Origin of the sequence: Paenibacillus sp. J5C2022, assembly GCF_025567625.1 — a bacterium.
Lineage (GTDB): Bacteria > Bacillota > Bacilli > Paenibacillales > Paenibacillaceae > Pristimantibacillus.
In genome coordinates, this window is record NZ_JAOQJC010000057.1 from 1 (window position 1) to 19,406 (window position 19,406).

Annotated in this window: 14 protein-coding genes; 6 read left to right on the forward strand and 8 right to left on the reverse strand. The window is 55.1% G+C overall.

The annotated features are described in order from the left end of the window. Positions 1-879 precede the first annotated feature (879 nt). The 5 genes from M6D81_RS28775 to M6D81_RS28795 form a co-directional block, all read right to left on the reverse strand. A complete protein-coding gene (locus M6D81_RS28775; RefSeq protein WP_262680789.1) occupies positions 880-1,944 on the reverse strand; it encodes a bifunctional heptose 7-phosphate kinase/heptose 1-phosphate adenyltransferase in 1,065 nt (354 codons plus the stop codon). A gap of 38 nt (positions 1,945-1,982) precedes the next feature. Next, the gene (locus tag M6D81_RS28780) at positions 1,983-5,186 is read right to left on the reverse strand and encodes an alpha-mannosidase (RefSeq protein WP_262680791.1); all 3,204 of its coding nucleotides are present in this window, start codon (positions 5,184-5,186) and stop codon (positions 1,983-1,985) included. A gap of 45 nt (positions 5,187-5,231) precedes the next feature. After that, positions 5,232-5,873, reverse strand: coding sequence for a D-sedoheptulose-7-phosphate isomerase (locus M6D81_RS28785; protein WP_262680793.1), 642 nt, complete (start codon positions 5,871-5,873; stop codon positions 5,232-5,234). A gap of 131 nt (positions 5,874-6,004) precedes the next feature. After that, positions 6,005-7,213, reverse strand: coding sequence for an ROK family transcriptional regulator (locus M6D81_RS28790; RefSeq protein WP_262680794.1), 1,209 nt, complete (start codon positions 7,211-7,213; stop codon positions 6,005-6,007). Positions 7,214-7,503: 290 nt separating this feature from the next. After that, positions 7,504-7,713, reverse strand: a complete 210-nt coding sequence (locus M6D81_RS28795; RefSeq protein WP_262680796.1) for a hypothetical protein — start codon at positions 7,711-7,713, stop codon at positions 7,504-7,506. Positions 7,714-8,200: 487 nt separating this feature from the next. On the opposite strand from M6D81_RS28795, the gene larC2 reads away from it, so the two are divergent. Continuing rightward, positions 8,201-8,671: a nickel pincer cofactor biosynthesis protein LarC2 gene (gene larC2, locus M6D81_RS28800; RefSeq protein ID WP_262680798.1), complete on the forward strand. Its 471-nt coding sequence runs from the start codon at positions 8,201-8,203 to the stop codon at positions 8,669-8,671. A gap of 35 nt (positions 8,672-8,706) precedes the next feature. Here the strand turns inward: larC2 and M6D81_RS28805 are convergent, their stop codons facing one another. The 3 genes from M6D81_RS28805 to M6D81_RS28815 are packed head-to-tail and all read right to left on the reverse strand — an operon-like array spanning position 8,707 to position 12,447. Beyond that, on the reverse strand, positions 8,707-10,674 hold the full coding sequence (locus tag M6D81_RS28805; protein WP_262680800.1) for a GSU2086 family protein: 1,968 nt from the start codon (positions 10,672-10,674) through the stop codon (positions 8,707-8,709). Further along, positions 10,671-11,645: a DUF4432 family protein gene (locus tag M6D81_RS28810; RefSeq protein WP_262680802.1), complete on the reverse strand. Its 975-nt coding sequence runs from the start codon at positions 11,643-11,645 to the stop codon at positions 10,671-10,673. The genes M6D81_RS28805 and M6D81_RS28810 overlap by 4 nt, the downstream gene beginning before the upstream one ends. A 19-nt stretch (positions 11,646-11,664) precedes the next feature. After that, entirely contained in the window at positions 11,665-12,447 is a 783-nt protein-coding gene (locus tag M6D81_RS28815; protein ID WP_262680804.1) for an HAD family hydrolase, read from the reverse strand. Positions 12,448-13,091: 644 nt separating this feature from the next. Here M6D81_RS28815 and M6D81_RS28820 point away from each other — a divergent pair. From M6D81_RS28820 to M6D81_RS28840, 5 genes are all read left to right on the forward strand, one after another. Next, positions 13,092-14,051, forward strand: a complete 960-nt coding sequence (locus M6D81_RS28820) for an ROK family protein (RefSeq protein ID WP_262680805.1) — start codon at positions 13,092-13,094, stop codon at positions 14,049-14,051. Between the two features lie 216 nt (positions 14,052-14,267). Continuing rightward, entirely contained in the window at positions 14,268-15,212 is a 945-nt protein-coding gene (locus M6D81_RS28825) for an ABC transporter permease (RefSeq protein WP_262680807.1), read from the forward strand. 18 nt (positions 15,213-15,230) lie between these two features. After that, complete coding sequence (locus M6D81_RS28830; protein ID WP_262680809.1) at positions 15,231-16,115, forward strand: carbohydrate ABC transporter permease; 885 nt, start codon at positions 15,231-15,233, stop codon at positions 16,113-16,115. Between the two features lie 43 nt (positions 16,116-16,158). Further along, positions 16,159-17,637, forward strand: a complete 1,479-nt coding sequence (locus M6D81_RS28835) for an extracellular solute-binding protein (RefSeq protein ID WP_262680810.1) — start codon at positions 16,159-16,161, stop codon at positions 17,635-17,637. A 93-nt stretch (positions 17,638-17,730) separates the two neighbouring features. After that, complete coding sequence (locus tag M6D81_RS28840) at positions 17,731-19,347, forward strand: glycoside hydrolase family 32 protein (protein WP_262680812.1); 1,617 nt, start codon at positions 17,731-17,733, stop codon at positions 19,345-19,347. Positions 19,348-19,406 lie beyond the last annotated feature (59 nt).

A 19,406-nucleotide genomic window follows, 5' to 3' on the forward strand; every position in this document is an offset into this window, starting at 1 on the left:
CGGAAGTTTGTTTTCATCACGCGAATCATCGGGCACCTCCCGTAGCAATATATGTTCTCTCTCATTTTACCAAACATATGTTCCTAAGACAAGTGTGAGAGACCCCTTTCCTAGTGACGACACGAATGAGAATCCGCTTCAATGCTGTGCAAGTACGTTCACGGAGGTCGTCGATTCATCCCCCGCCTACACTCTCACTTGGTGAGCAATGTTGTTTAGAGGCGGGGGACTTCTCGTCGTTTCAGGTTAAATCCATTTGTTAGCGATAAAGAGCGGATCTATCGGTCCGCTCCCTCCCATCCGCCCAGCCTATCGCTCATTTTGCTCACATAGACCCCGACCGAGGTTTTTTTCGAACGCTATCGCTCATTTTAGTTACATAGCTGCCTTCTATCGAGCAACCGACCTCCCATACGCCAGCCTATCGCTCATTTTGCTCACATGGACCCCGACCGTGGGCTTTTTTCGAGCGCTATCGCTCATTTTGTTTACATAGCTGCCTTCTATCGAGCAACCGACCTCCCATACGCCAGCCTATCGCTCATTTTGCTCACATGGACCCCGACCGTGGGCTTTTTTCGAGCGCTATCGCTCATTTTAGTTACATAGCTACCTTCAACCGAGCAACCGACCTCCCTTACGCCAGCCTATCGCTCATTTTGCTCACATGGACGCCGACTGCGGGCTTTTTTCGAGCGCTATCGCTCATTTTCGTTACATAGCTACCTTCTACCGAGCAACCGACCTCTCTTACGCCAGCCTATCGCTCATTTTTCTCACATGGACGCCGACTGCGGGCTTTTTTCGAGCGCTATCGCTCATTTTCGTTACATAGCTACTTTCAACCATACAGCTGACCACCATTCGCCAACCCTCCTCTCATTTCACGCATTCGTCGTACCGCTCCATGATTTCCTCAGGACTGGCGTGGCCGACTCCGCCCAGCTTCTTGACAGATACGGCGGCGCCAAGATGAGCGAATGCGACCGCTTCCGCTCCCGATGCACCTACTCCGAGCGCAGACATCAAGGATGCGCCGAAGCAATCACCCGCTCCCACCACATCCAGCGGCGGCTTCACCGGCAATGTAGGGACGGCCGTCGCCGTGCCTTCCTCTATCCAGATCGCTCCCCTGCTTCCCATCGTCAGGCAGCAAGGGGCGCTTACTTGAGAAGACAATCGCCGGCCGATCTCCATCCACTCCTCGAGTGGCGCATTCTCATCCGGCATAACCATGCCTACGCTTCTCGGAGCTTCAACCTCGTTCGGCTTCACAATGCAGCCGGAGAAGGAGCCGATATGCTCCCTGCTGTCGGCTACAACCAGCTTGCCCCGCTCCGCCCAATGCGACAACCGCCTGCGAACGGCATCGCCGACGACGCCGCCGACCAGTTGATCCGTCACTCCGATGACGTCCACTTGCGCAGCCATCGCATCCACCGCATCGATGACTTGACCGACAATCGACTCCGGCCAACTGCTCGCATGGATAAAGTCGATGCGAGGCGCTTCCTGAACCGTATCCTGCAAGCCATGCAGAATAGGCTTGCAGTATGCCGGAGTGCTGCCCTCCTTGCTTAGCACGACGTGTTCGCATGAGATGCCGCTCTCCTCCAGCTTCTCCCGCAAAATCCTTCCCCGCCAGTCATCGGCAATAATACTGCATAATTTCACTTCCGAGCAACCAAGCTTCTTCAAGTTGACTGCCGTATTGGCCGCAGCCCCGGGAGTAAAGGATTCTCCTACGACGGGCAGCGTGTAATGCGGCGTCTCTCTCGACAGTTCGCTGCGGGTCATATCGATCTGCCAATAAATATCCAGGCAGCTGTCACCGATAATGCCCGCTTTCAGCCCTTGGATGCCCGCCAATATCGCCATGACCTTCTCCCGGGAAAGCGGGCCGGCCTCTATGCTGCCGCCAATCTCTTTGTTAGTCTCTATCACAAGCATTACTCCTTCCTCATTGGGACAAACTGCTGCCGCTAACGCCAACCGACTTTGAACGTCTTCACTTCGTACGGGCCGAACAGAGCCTGGAATTCCTTCTCCGCGAACGCCATCTCCGCCCCGTTGCGCTCAAGCATGTTAACCTCCTGCAGCGAGCCGATCGGGAACCAGCTGCCGAAGGACGCTATGCCCTTCTGTCCCGCCGCTTCGTAACAGCGCAGAATCCAATGCTCATCGTCCTCCGACTTCTTGAACGTATCGATGACAATATTGGGGCTGGCGCAATGGATGAAGCTTGCTTCACGCTGCAGCCCATCCGCCGCCGCTTCATCCGGCAGCTTGACAGCGGCAACCGGCGCATTCAGCCGTTGCGCTTGCTGCAGCGTACCGCCCTCGAACCAGTCGCCCCCGTGCGACATGATGGAATACGTGAACATATGCTCACCCAGATCCGCATAGGGATCGGGCGCGATACCGGACTTGATCAGCGTAATGCGCATCACATTGTCCAACACATCGTGTCCGTATTTGCAATCGTTCATCAGACTGACGCCGAAGCCCCGCTCCGACAAATCCACCCAGCTCTGTGCACACGTCTCGAACCGAGCATAATCCCAGCTCGTATTCCAGTGGGTAGGCCGCTTCACATTGCCGAACTGGATCTCGTACGTCGCCTCCGCAGCACGTACATCTACCGGAAAAGCAACCTTCAGCAGTTGCTGGCGCTCCCGCCAGTTCACATGAGTCGCGAAGTCGATTCGGGGCAAATTCGCATACAGCGTCATATCCTGCTTCAACGCCGTCTCCCCGTAGCGCCATTGGAATCGGACGACTGCGCGTTGCCGATTGCGCTCGATTACCTCGACCGATTGCAAATCGTCGATATGAACGACCTTTTCCTTATAGAACAGGTCGATCTCCCATACTTCATGCTCTGCCGGTTTATCCTCATGCACATCGAACCGATTGGCCGCACAGCCTTCGGCGATGACCTCCCGCTTCCGGAGCTTGTCGTATAGCCGCGTCAATTGGCCTGCCTCATTCCAGCGAATGTCATAGAACGGTGTGGATGCTCCTCCCTCGGTCAGCACAATCGCTCCATCCCCTTCTAATCCTCCATCATCATCCTCCTCGGAAGCATAGCTGACCGTTGCATACCCGTTAGCCGGTATGCCTCGTACATGGAGCAGCAAGCTATCGCCCCCCTCCCGGCTAATCCGCTCCGCCTCCAGTAGCCGGCCGCGGCCATCTCTCCACCGCTTGCCCGCGTACTCCTTCGACCATGGCAGCTCGATCGACTCGTCTCTCTCCCAGCCAAGCGAATTGAAGAGAAGCCAGCCCGGCTCCGCCCCCTTGATGACAGAAGAGGCGAGCAAGCTCAATCCTTCCTCCAGCACTCCCTTAACCAGCGCTTCCGCTTCGGCATATTCCTGCCGGCAATCGTCGTACACCTCCGTGATGGACGAGCCAGGCAGGATGTCGTGGAATTGATTGCGGAGGACGATCGTCCATGCCTCGTGCAGCCTGCTCTGCGGGTAGGATGCGGCCGTGACGGCGGAGCAGCCCACCGATGCAATCATCTCCGCGCTGCGCAGCGATTGCTCCAGCCGCCGGTTCATTCGCTTGTTGTATGCTTGCGATGTGTAGGTGCCGCGATGAAGCTCCAAATACAGCTCGCCTTCCCAGCGATGCACGTATCGATCGGTCTCGTTGACCGTATGGATCAGCTCCTCGAAGTATTCATCCGCTCTGCCGGTCGTCACCGTCGGCAGTCCCGGCATATGCTCCAGTCTTCTGCGCATTTCCAGCATATCGCGGGTCGGTCCGCCGCCTCCGTCTCCCCAGCCGTATGCCAACAGCAGATCGTCGTTGATTTCTTTGTCTCGATAAGCATTCCATATGCCGGTCACCGTCTCAGGCAGCACCTCGCCGTTGTAGGTGTAGAAATTTTTGAACACATTGTCCGCTTTGAAGTTATGGGCGTCCGGCGTCGTAATGAAGTGCGTCAGCACCTCGCTGCCGTCTATCCCGCGCCATATGAACGTGTCATGGGGCATTTTATTGTACACATTCCAGCTGATTTTGGTCGTCATGAACGTATCGATCTCGCACTTCTTCAAAATTTGCGGCAGCGCCCAGCTGTAGCCGAACACATCCGGCAGCCACAAATAACGGCAGGCCGCGCCGAACTTTGCTTCGAAATAGCGGGTGCCGTACAGCAACTGGCGGACCAGCGATTCGCCCGACGGAACGTTGCAATCGGACTCCAGCCACATCGCTCCTCCCGCTTCCCAGCGCCCTTCCTGCACGCGCTGCCTGATTCCTTCGAAGATGTCCGGGTAGTCCCGCTCCAGATCGGCATACAGCTGCGGCTGCGACTGCAGGAACACATATTCCGGGAACTGCTCCATTAACCGGAGAACGGTGGAGAATGTGCGCGCAGCCTTCTCGCGTGTATGCCGAAGCCGCCACAGCCAGGCCACGTCGATATGGCTATGGCCGATGCAGCGCACCTTCACGGCATGATGCTTCGGGAGCTTGCCCAGCTCTTCCTTCAGCTGGCTGCACGCTTGCCCGACACTACAATAGAAGGCCTCGTCGCCCGGCTTCCTCCAGTTCAACAGCAGGAAAGCGCGGTCAAGCGCTTTCAATATTTGCTGGCGCTCCCAGCTGTTCTTGTCGAGCACAAGCACCGTACGATATGCCGCCTCCGCCGTAAAATACAGATCATCCGCCGCTTCGTGAACCACAGTCAATTCCGAACGCTTCAACTGCTGGACAAGGGGAATTCTGTCGTTCGTCCAGCCGTAAATGCCGCTCCACACTTTAAATAGAAGATTCACCCTCCGCCCCGTCAGCTCCTGCGGCAGCAGCACCTCCTGATGATTGCTGTCCACTCCCTGGTAAGGCTGGCCGTTCAAATAGAGCAGGGACTCGAATCCCGTCGTGTTCCCGCCGCCCGTCTTACCGATATCGAACAGCCCGACCGCCTTCCTGCCCGCCCATGCTTCGGGAATTGCGCATTCCGCTTGCAGCCACACCGTCTTGTCCCAGCCCTCCCATCGGTCTCCAACCGAGATATTCGACCATATCGCATCGGCTGGCGGCATTGCCCCGATATCCGCCTCTTCATCCTCCCAGAAGCGATAAGTGTCAATCGGAATGGAATAAGTCCGGTCATAGCGGTATCGTCTCAGCTCATCGATGCGCTTCCTCAATTTCTCCTCGGTCAAAAACATAACTACTCTCCTCCCTTATTGAACACCAAGACGGTCTCAAATGCTTTAATGGCCAAAGAAATGCTGCTCCACCACCACGCATAACGTATGGTAGACAGGCAGATGGCGCTCCTGTACATCCGGTGTGGAATCCCATGGCACCCTGATCGCGATATCGCACAGCTCCGCCATTCTCCCTCCGCTTCTGCCCGTCAGGCCAATCGTCGTCAAACCCTGCACCTTCGCCGTCTGCAGAGCGCGAATGACATTGGCAGAGTTGCCCGACGTGCTGATCCCGAGCAGCACATCCCCTTTCCCGCCGTAGCCGAACACTTGCTGCGCATAGATCATGTCCGGCGCTACATCGTTGCCGAATGCGCTTGTGAGAGAGGCCGATCCGGACAACGATATGGCGGGCAGCGCCCCCTGCAAATGTTCCGCCAAATACTCACCCTCATCCGGATACATGGCTGCGAATCGTTCCCGCGCTTCGGACGACAGAGGCCGCCGGCTCATAAAGCCCTTCATTAATTCTCCCACGATATGGTCGCTGTCCGCCGAGCTGCCGCCATTGCCGCACGCCAGCAGCTTGCCGCCGCCGCTGTAGCATGCGATAAGCGCCTCAGCCGCACGCTCGATATCCCCTTTGCAGACGGCGAGCTCGGGATATTTGTCAATCAATCGTTTCACAATATCGTTCTCTTTCATCTGGCAGTCCCGCCTTTCCCAGCATAATAAAGCTCTTGCCGGTTAAATTTATTTATTCATTAAGTAATATAAACAAGGCATTCCCCTATAGAGGAAAATGCCGCCCGTCGCCCGATAAGGCGATCAGCTGTTTATGCTCCTTCATTGGAGCGGAGCCCTTCCAGCACGTCAAGCGGACGCTCCATCAAGCTTCCGAATACTAGCGAAGCTGCGCCCACTGCGCTCTGCGAGGCGCCGAAGGAAGCCGACTCGATGCGTACCCGGTGCTGGAAGAACGGATATACGCTTGCTTTGACATGATTTTGGATGCGGGGCAGATAGCCCTGCAGATAAGGATACAGCTTGCCGCCCAATATGAGGAGATCGGGATCGTACACATTGAACAAGGTGGTCAATGTGGACTCCATCACTTTAAGCGTCGACTCCAGGCAGCGCTCCGCTCTCGGCTCGCCTTCCTTCACCGCAGTGAAGAAGTCGTCAATCGTCTTATGCTCTGCACCAGCTCCATGCGCCCAGCGGCGCAATATGCCGGGAATGGAGCCTACCGTCTCCCAACAGCCCGTATTGCCGCATTCGCACAACTCACCGTCAGGCATCACCGTAATATGGCCCACCTGCCCGTACAATCCGTTGGAGCCCTGCAGCACCTCTCCATCCGAGACAATGCCGCCGCCAATGCCTTGCCCCATCGTCACGTATACGAAGTTCGGCTCCTTCCGGCCATAACCGAACCATCTCTCCGCCAGCGCCGACGTGCGGGCGTCGTCATTCATAAGAATGTCCATACCCAGCCGTGCTTCCAGCTCACGCTTGACGGGGTAGTACTCCCAGCTTGCGAAGTTGGGGGGGACGAGCAGCGTACCTTCCTGCAGGTTCATCGGTCCCGGTATGCTTAGTCCCGCCCCCAGTATATCCGATTGCTGCAATCCCATGTCCGCTGTCATCCCTTTAAGGGAGGCCGATACGGCGAATAATACCTGCTCCGGCGTATCCGATGCGGAGAGGGGATGCTCAGTCGAGCGCAGCGTCTGGCCGGTCAGATCGGTGATAACCACTTCATAAGACGTCCTGCCGATATCGATTCCGATCATTTTCAAACGTTGCGGGTTCAGCCTCAGATTGACCCTTCTGCGTCCGACATGGCCTGTAGAGAGCTCCTCTTCCCGCAGCAGCCCCACCTTGATGAGATCTTGGGTAAGGTTGGTGATCGTCCCCGACGTCAGTCCCGTCTTCTCGACCAGTTCGATTCGCGACACCGGCTCCATGCTCCATATGCACTTCAACACTTGCGATAAATTGCTTTGCTTCACTTGTCTCAAATAACCTGATTTCGCGTTCATATTCACTCCATATTCCTTTATCCGTATTTACCAACCATCATACTATAACTATCGGCTATTTACTATGATCATTAAGAAAACCTTTATCGAAAGCCATTTAATGCTGATTGCCCGCGTTTTTATCAAAGCCATTCAATGATGATCGTCCGCTTTTTTATCAAAGCTATTCAATGATGAGTGGTCGAATGTTTTGCAAAGCACACTAATTTCGCAAGCATATAGCAGGAATTGTTGGAATAAATCACCCTGACGGTAGACAGGCTTACCGTTTGTTCTTCGGAAGTTTTCGTTCAACGCTTCCCTTCGACGTTCTGTTCGACGTTCAACGCTTTCCTTCGACGTTTCCGTTCGACGTTCAACGCTTCCCTTCGACGTTTCTGTTCGACGTTCAACGCTTCCCTTCGACGTTTTTGTTCGACGTTCAACGCTTCCCTTCGACGTTTTTGTTCGACGTTCAACGCTTCCCTTCGACGTTTTTGTTCGACGTTCAACGCTTCCATTCAACGCTCTTACGGTTGCCATCGAGCTTATTGCGTCCCCAAATCCCACTTTTTTGCTGTAACGGTCGCTATGGAGCTTATTTCATGTAATGACGTCCGATACCTCACTTTCCCGGCTCCATAAGCGCCAGGACGACCGTAAGCCTGCAAATTTGCCCTGTCTGAGCCAATTAAGCTCCGTCGCAACCGTTACAGACAGACATACCAACCGTCCAATCCTTATATCCGCTGCTTCACCATAAGGGTGACAAGTAAGAAAGACAAGTACGAAAGACAAGTAAGAAAGACAAGTACGAAAGACAAGTAAGAAAGACAAGTACGAAAGACAAGTAAAAAAGCAGAAGAATGCAGAAAATGTTTGACCAATCCGACGCCGCGCCTTATAATCAAATTCAAATTGGCAGAGTTAATTTTCTTAATGATTATATTTATTCAACGACGATCTGGCTCATTCCTGTTCGATCATTCATTCCAAGGAGGAGATGACATGGCATCCATCCCGATGGACAACGGACATGGCAAGGATGATATGGTGCATGTACAGACCAATATCGACGACATGAACCCCGAGCTGTGCCCCTATGTGGCGGAGAAGCTGATGGCTGCGGGCGCCCACGATGTCTACTGGATTCCCATTATTATGAAGAAGGGGCGTCCGGGTCTGCTATTGAACGTTCTGGTCCGCAACAGCCTTCTCGAAGCCATTGAAACCGTCATTTTCGAGGAAACGACGACATTGGGACTTCGATACATGAAGACGGATTGCAAGGGACTTGAACGTTACTTCGAGCAAGTCGACACACCTTGGGGGGCCATCACGGTCAAGATCGCCATGCATAACGGCAAAGTGGTGCAGTTCTCCCCGGAATATGCGGACTGTGAAGCGGCCGCGCGCAGAAGCGGCATCCCGTTGAAGGACGTCTACGAAGCCGCCCGCAGGGGCTACGTCGCGGAATAAGCCTGTAGTGCCCCGAACCCCGGACATGCCCCGTGCTACGGATTTAGCATGCGCCCGAGCGCGGCGATCGTCTCCCTGTGCAGCCCTTCAAAGTGATAACCCTTCCCGCCCAGGCTTGTCGGGCGGTGAATAATATTTTTCCTGGGCCGGTAATAGTAATCCCAATCCTCGTAGCCTACCTTCGCATGGTAGTCTCCCAGACGCACAATATCGAAGTTCGCCGTCATAATGCGGCTGACGGTATGCCCCAGATTCCTGGAGATGGACAACGCCTTCAGGAACACCTCCGGCCCGGTGACGGTGGAGCCGAAGTTAAGGAATGCTCCGCCGTCCAGACCGGACACGGTATGTGCATAGATGCGGAAATCCCTGCCGCTTGCGCCGCCCTGAATGCCGTAATCGACATCGGGATGCTGCTGTATAGCGTCGGTTCCCAGCGTAATGTGGACCGTACATGGGATGCCCTGCTCCAGGCAAGCGAAGATCAGACTATACGCCTTATACGGATACAGCTCTCCCCTGTCCTCCATGTCCTTCATCAAGCTCTCGCCATAGCCCAGTCCCTGCGCGTAACCCCGCTTCAGGCAATCGTGCATTCGCTCCCCCGGCTCCTTCCACATGCCCAGCCGGCCACGCTGCAGCGAGTCGGAATCGTCCTCCTCCGTATGCCCGAACGCAGCCAGCTCGTAGTCCTGGAAAGCGGCCGCGCCGTTCAGCGCGAGATGGGTAATATAACCGCGCCGTATGAGAGAGATCAGCGCCGAATTCATACCGCTGCCTACGACATTGCCGCCCAGATTGACGAGTATGGAACGTCCCTCTTGCCTGGACCGCTCCAATGCGGACAGGCATTCTCGAAAGGCCGGATCGGCCTCGCCGCTCCAGCCCTTCTCCTGCAGCTCGTCAAGCTTCCCGATTCCGCTCGCATGCAGACGGTCGGGCCTTGACGATACGGGATACAGCAGGTGCTCGTTCCTGTGAGGCGGCAGGGGCTTGCCGGGCGGTACGAATTCGGCTTCGAGCTCTTGCTTCCGCTGCAGCACCCGCCTGAACAGCTGCGGGATCGTCCGGTCGTGCAGCCCGTGGAACAGCAGCCCTTCCCCACCCAGCTTCTGCAGACGATCGATCATATTGCGGCGCGGCCGATAATAATATTCCGATTGTTCCTCGCTTGGCGCCGTATCCGCCCATACCGGCACGATATCGAAGTTGGCCGCCGTAATGTCTCGCATGGGCAATCCCTTGTTGCGGCACAGACTCAATGCCTTCAGGAAAATTTCCGGCCCGGATATCGCGGAACCGAAGTTGAGGAAGACGCCGCCGTCCGCTAACCCCGCAATGGAGCTGCACATCGAATCGAAATCACGGCCGCTTGTGGCGCCGAGCGCTTCGAAATCAACGATGGGGTGCTGGTGGATAATATCCGTGCCGATGGAGATATGGCAAGTGTACGGAACGCCCGCCAGCTGGCATTGCACGAACACGCAGTCTTCGTAATGGGGGAAGCGCTGCGGATTCCGTTCCAGATAGCGGTATAGGCTCTCCCCATAGCCCCACCCTCGAGTCACCCCGTGCTGCACCGCTTCGTTCATGTACTTCCCCGTCTCCTCCCACATGCCGAAGGAGCCGTCTTCGATGGAAGCCGCCACATCCTCCGACGTCTCCCCCAGGAAGGCCAGCTCGAAATCGTGAATGCTCGTAGCCCCGTTGCCGGAGACATGCGTCAAGATGCCGTGCCTCACCATCTCGATGACGTAACGCGACATCCCGTTCTTGATGACATGCGCCCCCATTGACCAGATGACAGGCTTTCCTGCCGCTCTCGCTTCCACAATCCGGTCGACCAGCCCGGCGAAAGCCGACTCTTCATTGCCTTGCACCGGCCAGGGTGAAATCTCATCCGTGTATGGCTGAGCCATATTGGCGATCGTCACCAAATTTTTGCGCGTGAACACAGAGTTCGTCTTCACACTCTGGAAAGAAAGCCTGGCATGCGTTTTCATGACTGTGCCTCCTTCACTTGAATTTCCAGCCAGGAGCTTATGGCGCCGTGCGGCTCCAGTTGCAGTGCCTGACCGCTCGCCGCCGCCTCCGCCAGCGTAAGCTTCGGGAGCACGTTGAACATTTCCAGCCCGATATTGTATTCGCATGCGAAGAAAGGCGCATCCCGGTCGGCGGCGAAGTTCTGCCAGTACCATACGTAAGGCCATACAGCGTTATCCCAGCGTACTTCAAGTCCCAGTCCGCTCTGTTCCCTCTGATGGACGCTGTATCGCCCCTCCGGCGCGCGAATCGCAAGCAGCTCGCGCTTCGTACCGGCAGGTGCCATCCGCGACAGGTCAACGAATTCCCCGTCTTGCTCCGCCTCGGGCCACGGCCATCGGCTGCCTGTAACGGGATGGATCACCTCGGCTCCCGGCGGGAAAGCGACTTCGGCTCCCGGCTGCAAGAAGGGGGCGCCGTAGGCGAGATGATATCCCCAGTTCGTCTCCAAGGCGACAGGCGCTTCATTGGTTACAGTCTCGTCTATTCTGACCGTCGCCTCGCCGCTTCGGAGCGCAATCACCTTGCGAATATGCAGCGGAAGCGAGCGCAGCTGATGTGTAAGCGCGATCCGCACTTCCTCCGCCTCGTCCTGAATAACGCTCATCTCCCAAGGTGCGACAGCCGCCTCGCCCCGATGAACGAGCGCACCGCGATACTCATGCGTATAGCTGACTTCCGGAATCATCTCCTGCCAGCCGCCGGGATAGGTCATCTGATAATCGGGATACAGCGCATGCGGGGGCTGGAAGCCAAGCCTCGACTGCCAGATGAAGTCCGTATCGCTAGGCTTGTGCAGCCATCTTGCCGGCTCGCCTCCGCGATCAAGAAGGAGCCATATTTGAAGCTTCTCATTCTCCAGTACCACTGCCCGATGCCGCTTGAACGTCATATCCGAGACGATGCGACAGCCGTAATTCCTCTCTCTCAACTGGCTCACCTCTCCCTCTTTACAGCTCCAGCCTGCCCAGCCACTCCTCCATATTCTGAAAATCGCCCGCTATCCAATCCGCGCCGGCCGCTTGCAGCCGGGTCAGCTTAACGGGATTGACGCCTTCCCGCCGCCTCTCGTCACTGGCCAGTCCCAGCGCCAGCGCTCCCCGCTGCCGGGCAAGCCCGATCTCCACCTTGCCGTCGCCGATAACGGCCAGCTGTCGTGCAGACAGTCCACTATTGTCCATCAGCTCCGCCAGCACCTTCTCCTTGGAGCACTCCGCCTTGCCTACCGGCGCTCCCGCGATCGTTCGAAAGAAGCCCGCAACGCCAAGCGCTTCGGCTTCCCTCAGCACATCGGGATGATCGGTGCCGCTGGCGATCAGCATCGCGACGCCCCGCTCCTGAAGCGCTTTCAGAAAGGGCAGCGCCCCTTTCATCAAATAGTTCTCGCGCCGCTCCGCACCCTTCTCTATCAAATTAAGCCGCTTCTCCACCCTCTCCAGCAGCCGTCGATTGTACTCCGCTTTATAGGACCACTCGTCCAGCACCTTCCCGTTCCATCCTTTGCGGCGCACCGTCTCCGACAGCCAGCGCATCTGATAGACCGTCTGAATGCCGGCGGACTCATTGATGTAGTCCTCAATTTCACGATCAAGGGCAGCATCTTCTTCCGGCTCCAGCTGCGCGGCTCCCCTAATGCACTCCTTCATGAAAGGGGCCATTACTTCCTCCCAGCCGGATCGCAGCGTAGACAGTGTTCCATCAAAGTCGAACAACACGCTCGTTAGCTCCTTCATTTTGCCCTCCTTATTATCTTATTGATTAAATTTATTTCAGTATAGCTGCAATCTCCGTACTTGTAAAGATTATAATCGCGGCGAAAACCGGAAATCATTCTGCCGATTTCATTTGACAACTTGGAAATTCCTGCTACTATGGAGTTATTAATCTTACTGATTGAGATAATAACTGCCAACATCTTTCAAAATCGTGCGGCGGACTGCTAAATGGATTTTTTGTCATGAAATAAAGCTGAAACCGTCGTTGCATTCGCTCCAAATGGAATTCGTGCAGTTAAATCAGGCCAAATCGCACAATATTCCCATTATCGGCCGAATTAACAGCATGGAATCCAGTTATTTGCGACAAGCAGGGGCAGATCGAGCACAGTAATGACATGGAATCCAGTTATTTGCGACAAGCAGGGGCAGATCGAGCACAGTAATGACATGGAATCCAGTTATTTACGGCAAGCAGGAGCAACTCGAGCACGATAATGACATGGAATCCAGTTATTGGCAGTCAGACAAGTTGAATCTACGAATGCTGCTTCGGGTCATACGCCACGCTCTGCCATCCGGAAATTAGTCATACGTCACGCTCTATCGTTCCGGAAATTAGAGGAATTATGCTACTAAGACCAATAGGAGGCTGATATGCAATGGATACAATTATCGGCGGCATTGACATTGGGGGAACCAAATGCGCTGTCGTAATCGGAAAGGTGCGACAGGGCGAAGTGAGCATTATCGACAAAGTTATGTACCCCACTATGCCGTCGCCCGAAGATGCGGTTGCCGACTTCATTCGGCGCCTGCGCCTGATCATGGAGCGCCATCGCATAACGAAGCTGGATGCGGTGGGCATCAGCTGCGGCGGGCCGCTGGACAGCAAGCGCGGCTTAGTCCTCTCCCCTCCCAACCTGCCGCATTGGGACCGCATCGATGTCATCTCCCCGATCAGCAGCGCCTTCGGAGCTCCCGTCGCCCTGCAGAACGATGCCAACGCTTGCGCGCTCGCAGAATGGAAGTGGGGAGCCGGCCGCGGCGCGGACAATATGATATTCCTTACGTTCGGAACCGGCATGGGGGCGGGCCTTATTCTAGGCGGGCAGCTCTATTCCGGCACGAATGATATGGCCGGCGAAGTGGGGCATATCCGCCTTGCTCCCGACGGACCTATAGGCTATGGGAAGAACGGCTCCTTCGAAGGCTTCTGCAGCGGGGGCGGCATCGCCAATCTGGCGCGGACGATGGCCCGGGACAGGCTGGCGGCGGGAGAGGCTCCGCTATTCTGCCCTCATCTCGGTCAGCTCGATGGCATCACCGCGAAGTCGGTAAGCGAAGCCGCACAGCAAGGCGATCCGCTCGCACTCGACATTTATCGTATTGTGGGGACGAAGCTGGGCAACGGGCTGGCTATGCTGATCGATCTGCTGAATCCGGAGATCATCGTCATCGGCAGCATCTATGCCAGACAGCGCGCTCTGCTGGAGCCGCTCGTCATGGAGCAGCTGCGGCGGGAGGCGCTGCCGCAAGCCTTGGCCAGCTGCAGAATTGTGCCGGCCGGGCTGGGAGAGCAAGTCGGCGACTATGCCAGCTTATCCGTAGCACACCCATAATCCTCCAGTTTTACGGTTGACAGCGCTTGTCTATGGCTATATACTGTCCATATTCGCGTCACTGCAGTTCTATCGCTCGTTTAATTTACTTAATCTTTAAACAAAAGAAAAAGGGGGCTTTCTTATCACAATTGCTGTCGTTGCCACTGTATCATCCAGTTTAATTGTAAGCGCTGTCAGTAGGGAGTCATTATTTCAAGCTTGCGAGGTGATCCTTTGAACACACAAGTTTCCTTGAAGCCTAACCCGAAGTACAAGCCAAGCCCTGTGAAGTCCATTATCAAAAATCGCTGGCTGTATTTTATGCTGTTGCCCGGTGTTTTATTTTTTATCGTATTCAAGTACATTCCCATGTACGGCATCATCATCGCTTTCCAGAACTATCAGCCGTTTCTCGGGATTGGCGGCAGCGAGTGGGTAGGATTATACCATTTCGAAAGATTGTTCACAGAGCCTTCCTTCTTCCAGCTCTTCCGCAACACACTCATCTTGGCCGTGTACCAGCTTGTCTTCTTCTTCCCGCTGCCGATCGTCATGGCGCTTATGCTGAATGAGATACGGATTGCCGCTTACAAGCGAATCATGCAGACGATGATCTATGTGCCCCATTTCATCTCCTGGGTCGTTATCATCGGTATTGTCTACGTGCTGTTCGGCACGCAGAACGGCGTCATTAACGGAATCATTGGCGAATTGGGCGGCGAGAAGATCAACTTCCTGCTAAGCACCGACTGGCTAAGACCGCTTCTGGTCATGCAGTGGATATGGAAGGAGGCGGGCTGGGGCACGATCATTTATTTGGCGGCGCTTGCCGGCGTCGATCAGCAGCAATACGAATCCGCCGTTATCGACGGCGCGAACCGCTTCCGACAGATGTGGCATATTACCTTGCCGTCCATACGCAGCACCATCGTCATACTGCTCATTCTCCATATGGGAAGCTTCCTGGATAACGGCTTCGAGCAAATCTTCCTTATGCTGAACGATTTGAACCGCGAAGTCGGGGAAGTATTCGATACCTACGTCTACACTTCGGGAATAGCCAAGGGCGCCTACAGCTACGGAACGGCTGTTGGACTATTCAAATCAGTCGTCGGTCTCATTCTCGTCGGCATTTCCAATCATTTGGCCAAAAAATTTGGAGAAGAAGGCATTTTCTAAATTGGGAGGTGTGAATCCATGAGATACAAATACCGTGCTTCACTGCTGGAGAAGCTTTTCGATGGCTCCAATTATCTGTTTCTTACCGTCTTTTCCATCATGACCGTACTCCCCTTTCTCTACGTCGTCGCCGCATCGTTCACGGCACCCGAGGAAGTGCTGTCCCGCGACTTTATTCTTATCCCTCATTCCTTTTCGATAGACGCCTACAAATATATTTTGTCTGCCGACACAGTGCTGAAGAGCATCTTCGTCACGATATACGTCACCATCGTCGGGACATTGTGCAATCTGGTGTTCACGACTCTGATGGCGTATCCTCTCGCAAGGAAGGATCTGCTGGGGCGGCGCACCATGATGTTCCTGATCCTGTTCACGATGCTGTTCAGCGGCGGAATGATTCCGACCTTCCTGATCGTGAAGGAAGTCGGATTGCTCAACTCGCTTTGGTCGCTAATTATTCCTGGCGCCATCAGCGCTTTCAACTTGATCGTCATGAAGAACTTCTTTCAGAATCTTCCCGAGGGCATTGAGGAATCTGCGAAGATAGACGGCTGCAACGATCTGCTTATTCTGATTCGCATCGTGCTTCCCTTGTCCATGCCGGCCATCGCCACCTTCGGCCTGTTCTACGCAGTCGGGCATTGGAACAGTTACTTCGGCGCCGTCCTCTACTTGAGCGATCCCGATAAATGGCCGCTGCAAGTACTGCTCAGGAAGGTCGTTATATTAGCGCAAGGAGGTGTGGGAGATTCCGATTTGTTCAACGAAAGCTTCGTGCCGCCGTCGTTAACCGTCAAGTATGCCATTATCGTCATCTCGACGGTGCCGATTCTTCTCGTTTATCCGTTCTTGCAGAAGCACTTTACGAAAGGGGTACTGCTTGGTTCTGTCAAAGGATAAGGCAGGGTGCAAGCGGCAAAGCAAAGAAAAGGGAGGCAATCCAATGAATCTTCGGAACAAAAAGTGGAAGCTCGTATCCACTCTATTATCGGGAGCGTTATTGTTGTCCGTCGTCTCAGGCTGCTCGGGCGACGGGAAAGACGGATCGAATGCCGGCAAGAAGGTATCCATCACGGTGTCCAATTACGATATTGAGACACTGAAGGACGACAGTCCCTACATTAAGAGGCTGCGCGAGCTCTCCGGATACGATATCGACTTCACATGGGTACCGGTGGACAAGTACAAGGAGCGTCTCTCCACCTCGATCGCCGGCGAAAACCTGACGGACATCGTCGTCGGCAGCTCGACGGACGGTCCCATCTATAACGCCATCAAGTCGGGATTGTTCTGGGAGGTCGGTCCTTACTTGAAGGAATTCCCCAACCTGGCCGGCTTGAACGAGCAGGTATTGAACAATACCAAGGTCGACGGCAAAATCTACGGCGTCTACCGGGCTCGTCCGCTATCGCGCGAAGGCATCATATTCCGCAAGGACTGGCTCGACAATCTGGGATTGGAAGCGCCGGACACGTACGATGAGTTCATCGATCTGCTTTACGCATTCACCAACGACGATCCCGACGGGAACGGCAAGGACGATACGTACGGCATCTTCGCCGGGGGCGGCAACGTCAGAGCGTTCTTAACGATGCATGGCGTCGCGCAAAAATGGCATCTGGAAGAGGACGGAACGATTAATGTCTGGTTCTTGACAGAGCCGTTCAAAGATGTCGTCCGGCTGTTCAAGAAGATGTACGACGACGGTGTCATCCCTACCGATTATCTGCTGCTGAAGGAACCCGAGGAGATGAACAAGAGCCATATCGGCATTAAAACCGGAGCGCTTGACGATGTGGACAAGCTGTTCAAGGAGCTGCCGAAGCTGACCCCGACTGCGGTGCTCGATGTGATGCAATATCCGAAAGGTCCGGACGGCGTGCGCCGAGCGAAGGGAACGAGCGGGTTCAACGGCATGTACATGATTCCGAAGACGAGTGTCAAAACCGAAGAACGCTTGAAGGAAGTGCTGGGCTTCCTCGATATGCTGTGGAGTCCGGACGGACAGAACCTGTTCAATTGGGGGCTGGAGGACGTCAACTATAAAGTGGAAGACGGAAAGGCTATCGTCACGAATCCCGACTTCGGGAAAAATGCGCAGGATATATTCCAGATCAGAAGCGACGATGGAAAAAAAGCGCTGCCAGGCGCCGAGGATGCCGTAAATTCCAAAGTGAAGAAGCTGCAAACGGAAAGCGAATCGTTCGCAATCTTCGATCCGACGACGAATATCGATTCGGAGACATATAATGAGAGAGGCAAGCAATTGGAAAAAGACGTGGAAGCGGCCATGAACAAATACATTACCGGAGAAATTGCGGAAGACGAGCTGGACAAAGCGATTCAAAGCTGGAAAGAGCTGGGCGGCGATCAAATTCTGAAGGAATTCAACGAAGCTTATCAAAAACAAAATAGCAACTGAATAGCCGAAGGCAAGCGGAAAGCGGCGGAGTAGAGCATCGGCTCTGCTCCCCGTTTTCCTGCTTCTATTATGTATCGGAAGGGTGGGACGACTATGGCAGAGAGAAGGCTTCGCCTAACGGAGAAATATATGCACTTCCCGATCGAGGAAGGCCAACCGGAAGTGCAGATGACAATGAAGGGTGAGAACATGCTTCGCCAGTTCACGATTAGGCTCGCTGACGGAGCCGCGGATTACTGGATGTCCGTAGACATCGGCTCCTTACGGAACCAGGAGGTAACCGTATCGGTCAATGAATGCAAGCAGGAGCAGCTGGGGGCATTGGAGCAAGGCGGCAGTATAAAACATGCCGAACAGTTGTATCGGGAGCATTCCCGTCCGCAGCTTCATTTCAGCGCGAGACGCGGATGGTTGAACGATCCGAACGGTCTGGTCTATGCTGACGGACTCTATCATTTATTCTACCAGCATAATCCCTATGACCGGAATTGGGGCAACATGCATTGGGGGCATGCGGTGAGCAGAGATCTGCTGCATTGGCAAGAGCAAGAGATTGCTCTCTATCCCGATAAGATGGGGACGATGTTCTCCGGATCGGCGGTAGTGGATTGGCATAATACGAGCGGCTTGCAGGAGGGAGAAGCTTCTCCTCTTGTTATGCTTTATACGGCTGCCGGCGGAACATCTGCCTTATCAGAGGGCAAGCAGCATACGCAATGCCTCGCCTATCGCAATGCGCAAGGCGGGTGGAGCAAATACGAGGGCAATCCCGTTGTGCCGCACATGGCGGATGGCAATCGCGACCCCAAGGTCATATGGCATGAACCTACCCGCCGCTGGGTCATGGCGCTTTATCTGGAAGGGAACGATTACGGCATCCTCGTCTCGCCGGATTTGAAGCAATGGCATATGACCTGCAGATTGACGATGCCCGGCATGGATGAATGCCCGGATCTGTTCCCGCTGCCTGTCGATGGCGATGCAGCTCGCGCCAAGTGGGTGTTCTGGGCATGCAAGAGGGGCGGCTACCAACTAGGCGACTTCGACGGCGAGATATTCACCCCGGAGAGCGACGTGATGTACACTGTGCCGGAAGGGGCGAACAGCTATGCCGCACAGACCTGGAGCGATATTCCCGCTTCCGACGGAAGAGTCATACAGACGTCTTGGGCGCGCGGAACCTCCTGGCCCGGAATGCCGTTCACCGGCTACATGACGTTCCCATGCGAGCTGGCACTCGTGACGACTGACGATGGGATTCGGATGGCACTCACTCCTATCCGAGAGATTCGCCTCATCAGGCAAGGCGTAACCAGCTTCGGTCCCCGAAGATTGACCGGCTCCCACGCTCCTCTCGAGCATGGAATGGAGCTGCTGGACATTGAGCTGGAATGGAAGCCGGATGAGCGCAGCAAGCTGACGATTGAATCCAACGGCTCCTCCATCGTATACGATGCGGATGCGGAACAAGTGACTTGCGGTCAGGCCGTGTCGCCGCTTCGCAAGAGACCGGATGGCACAGTTAAGCTGCGCATCATTGCCGACCGCACTTCTCTGGAGACATTCGGCAACGACGGCCTGCTCTATATGCCGGTAAGCATTCCTCCCAAGCCGGAAGCGCAAGGACTGCGTATATTCGCCGGCGAGGGAGCCGGAGAGCTGTTGTCGCTCGAGATTCATGAACTGGAGAGCATCTGGGCTGCTCCATAGCATATGGAGAATCGGCAGGCAACCGTCACTTCTCCCGCATACTGGGGTTGAACCGCAAG

Coding starts and splice junctions, on each gene's coding strand:
- M6D81_RS28780 (WP_262680791.1), bottom strand. CDS start 5,186: ATGTTTTTGACCGAGGAGAAATTGAGGAAGCGCATCGATGAGCTGAGA.
- M6D81_RS28785 (WP_262680793.1), bottom strand. CDS start 5,873: ATGAAAGAGAACGATATTGTGAAACGATTGATTGACAAATATCCCGAG.
- M6D81_RS28790 (WP_262680794.1), bottom strand. CDS start 7,213: ATGAACGCGAAATCAGGTTATTTGAGACAAGTGAAGCAAAGCAATTTA.
- M6D81_RS28795 (WP_262680796.1), bottom strand. CDS start 7,713: ATGGAAGCGTTGAACGTCGAACAAAAACGTCGAAGGGAAGCGTTGAAC.
- larC2 (WP_262680798.1), top strand. CDS start 8,201: ATGGCATCCATCCCGATGGACAACGGACATGGCAAGGATGATATGGTG.
- M6D81_RS28805 (WP_262680800.1), bottom strand. CDS start 10,674: ATGAAAACGCATGCCAGGCTTTCTTTCCAGAGTGTGAAGACGAACTCT.
- M6D81_RS28815 (WP_262680804.1), bottom strand. CDS start 12,447: ATGAAGGAGCTAACGAGCGTGTTGTTCGACTTTGATGGAACACTGTCT.
- M6D81_RS28820 (WP_262680805.1), top strand. CDS start 13,092: ATGGATACAATTATCGGCGGCATTGACATTGGGGGAACCAAATGCGCT.
- M6D81_RS28830 (WP_262680809.1), top strand. CDS start 15,231: ATGAGATACAAATACCGTGCTTCACTGCTGGAGAAGCTTTTCGATGGC.
- M6D81_RS28835 (WP_262680810.1), top strand. CDS start 16,159: ATGAATCTTCGGAACAAAAAGTGGAAGCTCGTATCCACTCTATTATCG.
- M6D81_RS28840 (WP_262680812.1), top strand. CDS start 17,731: ATGGCAGAGAGAAGGCTTCGCCTAACGGAGAAATATATGCACTTCCCG.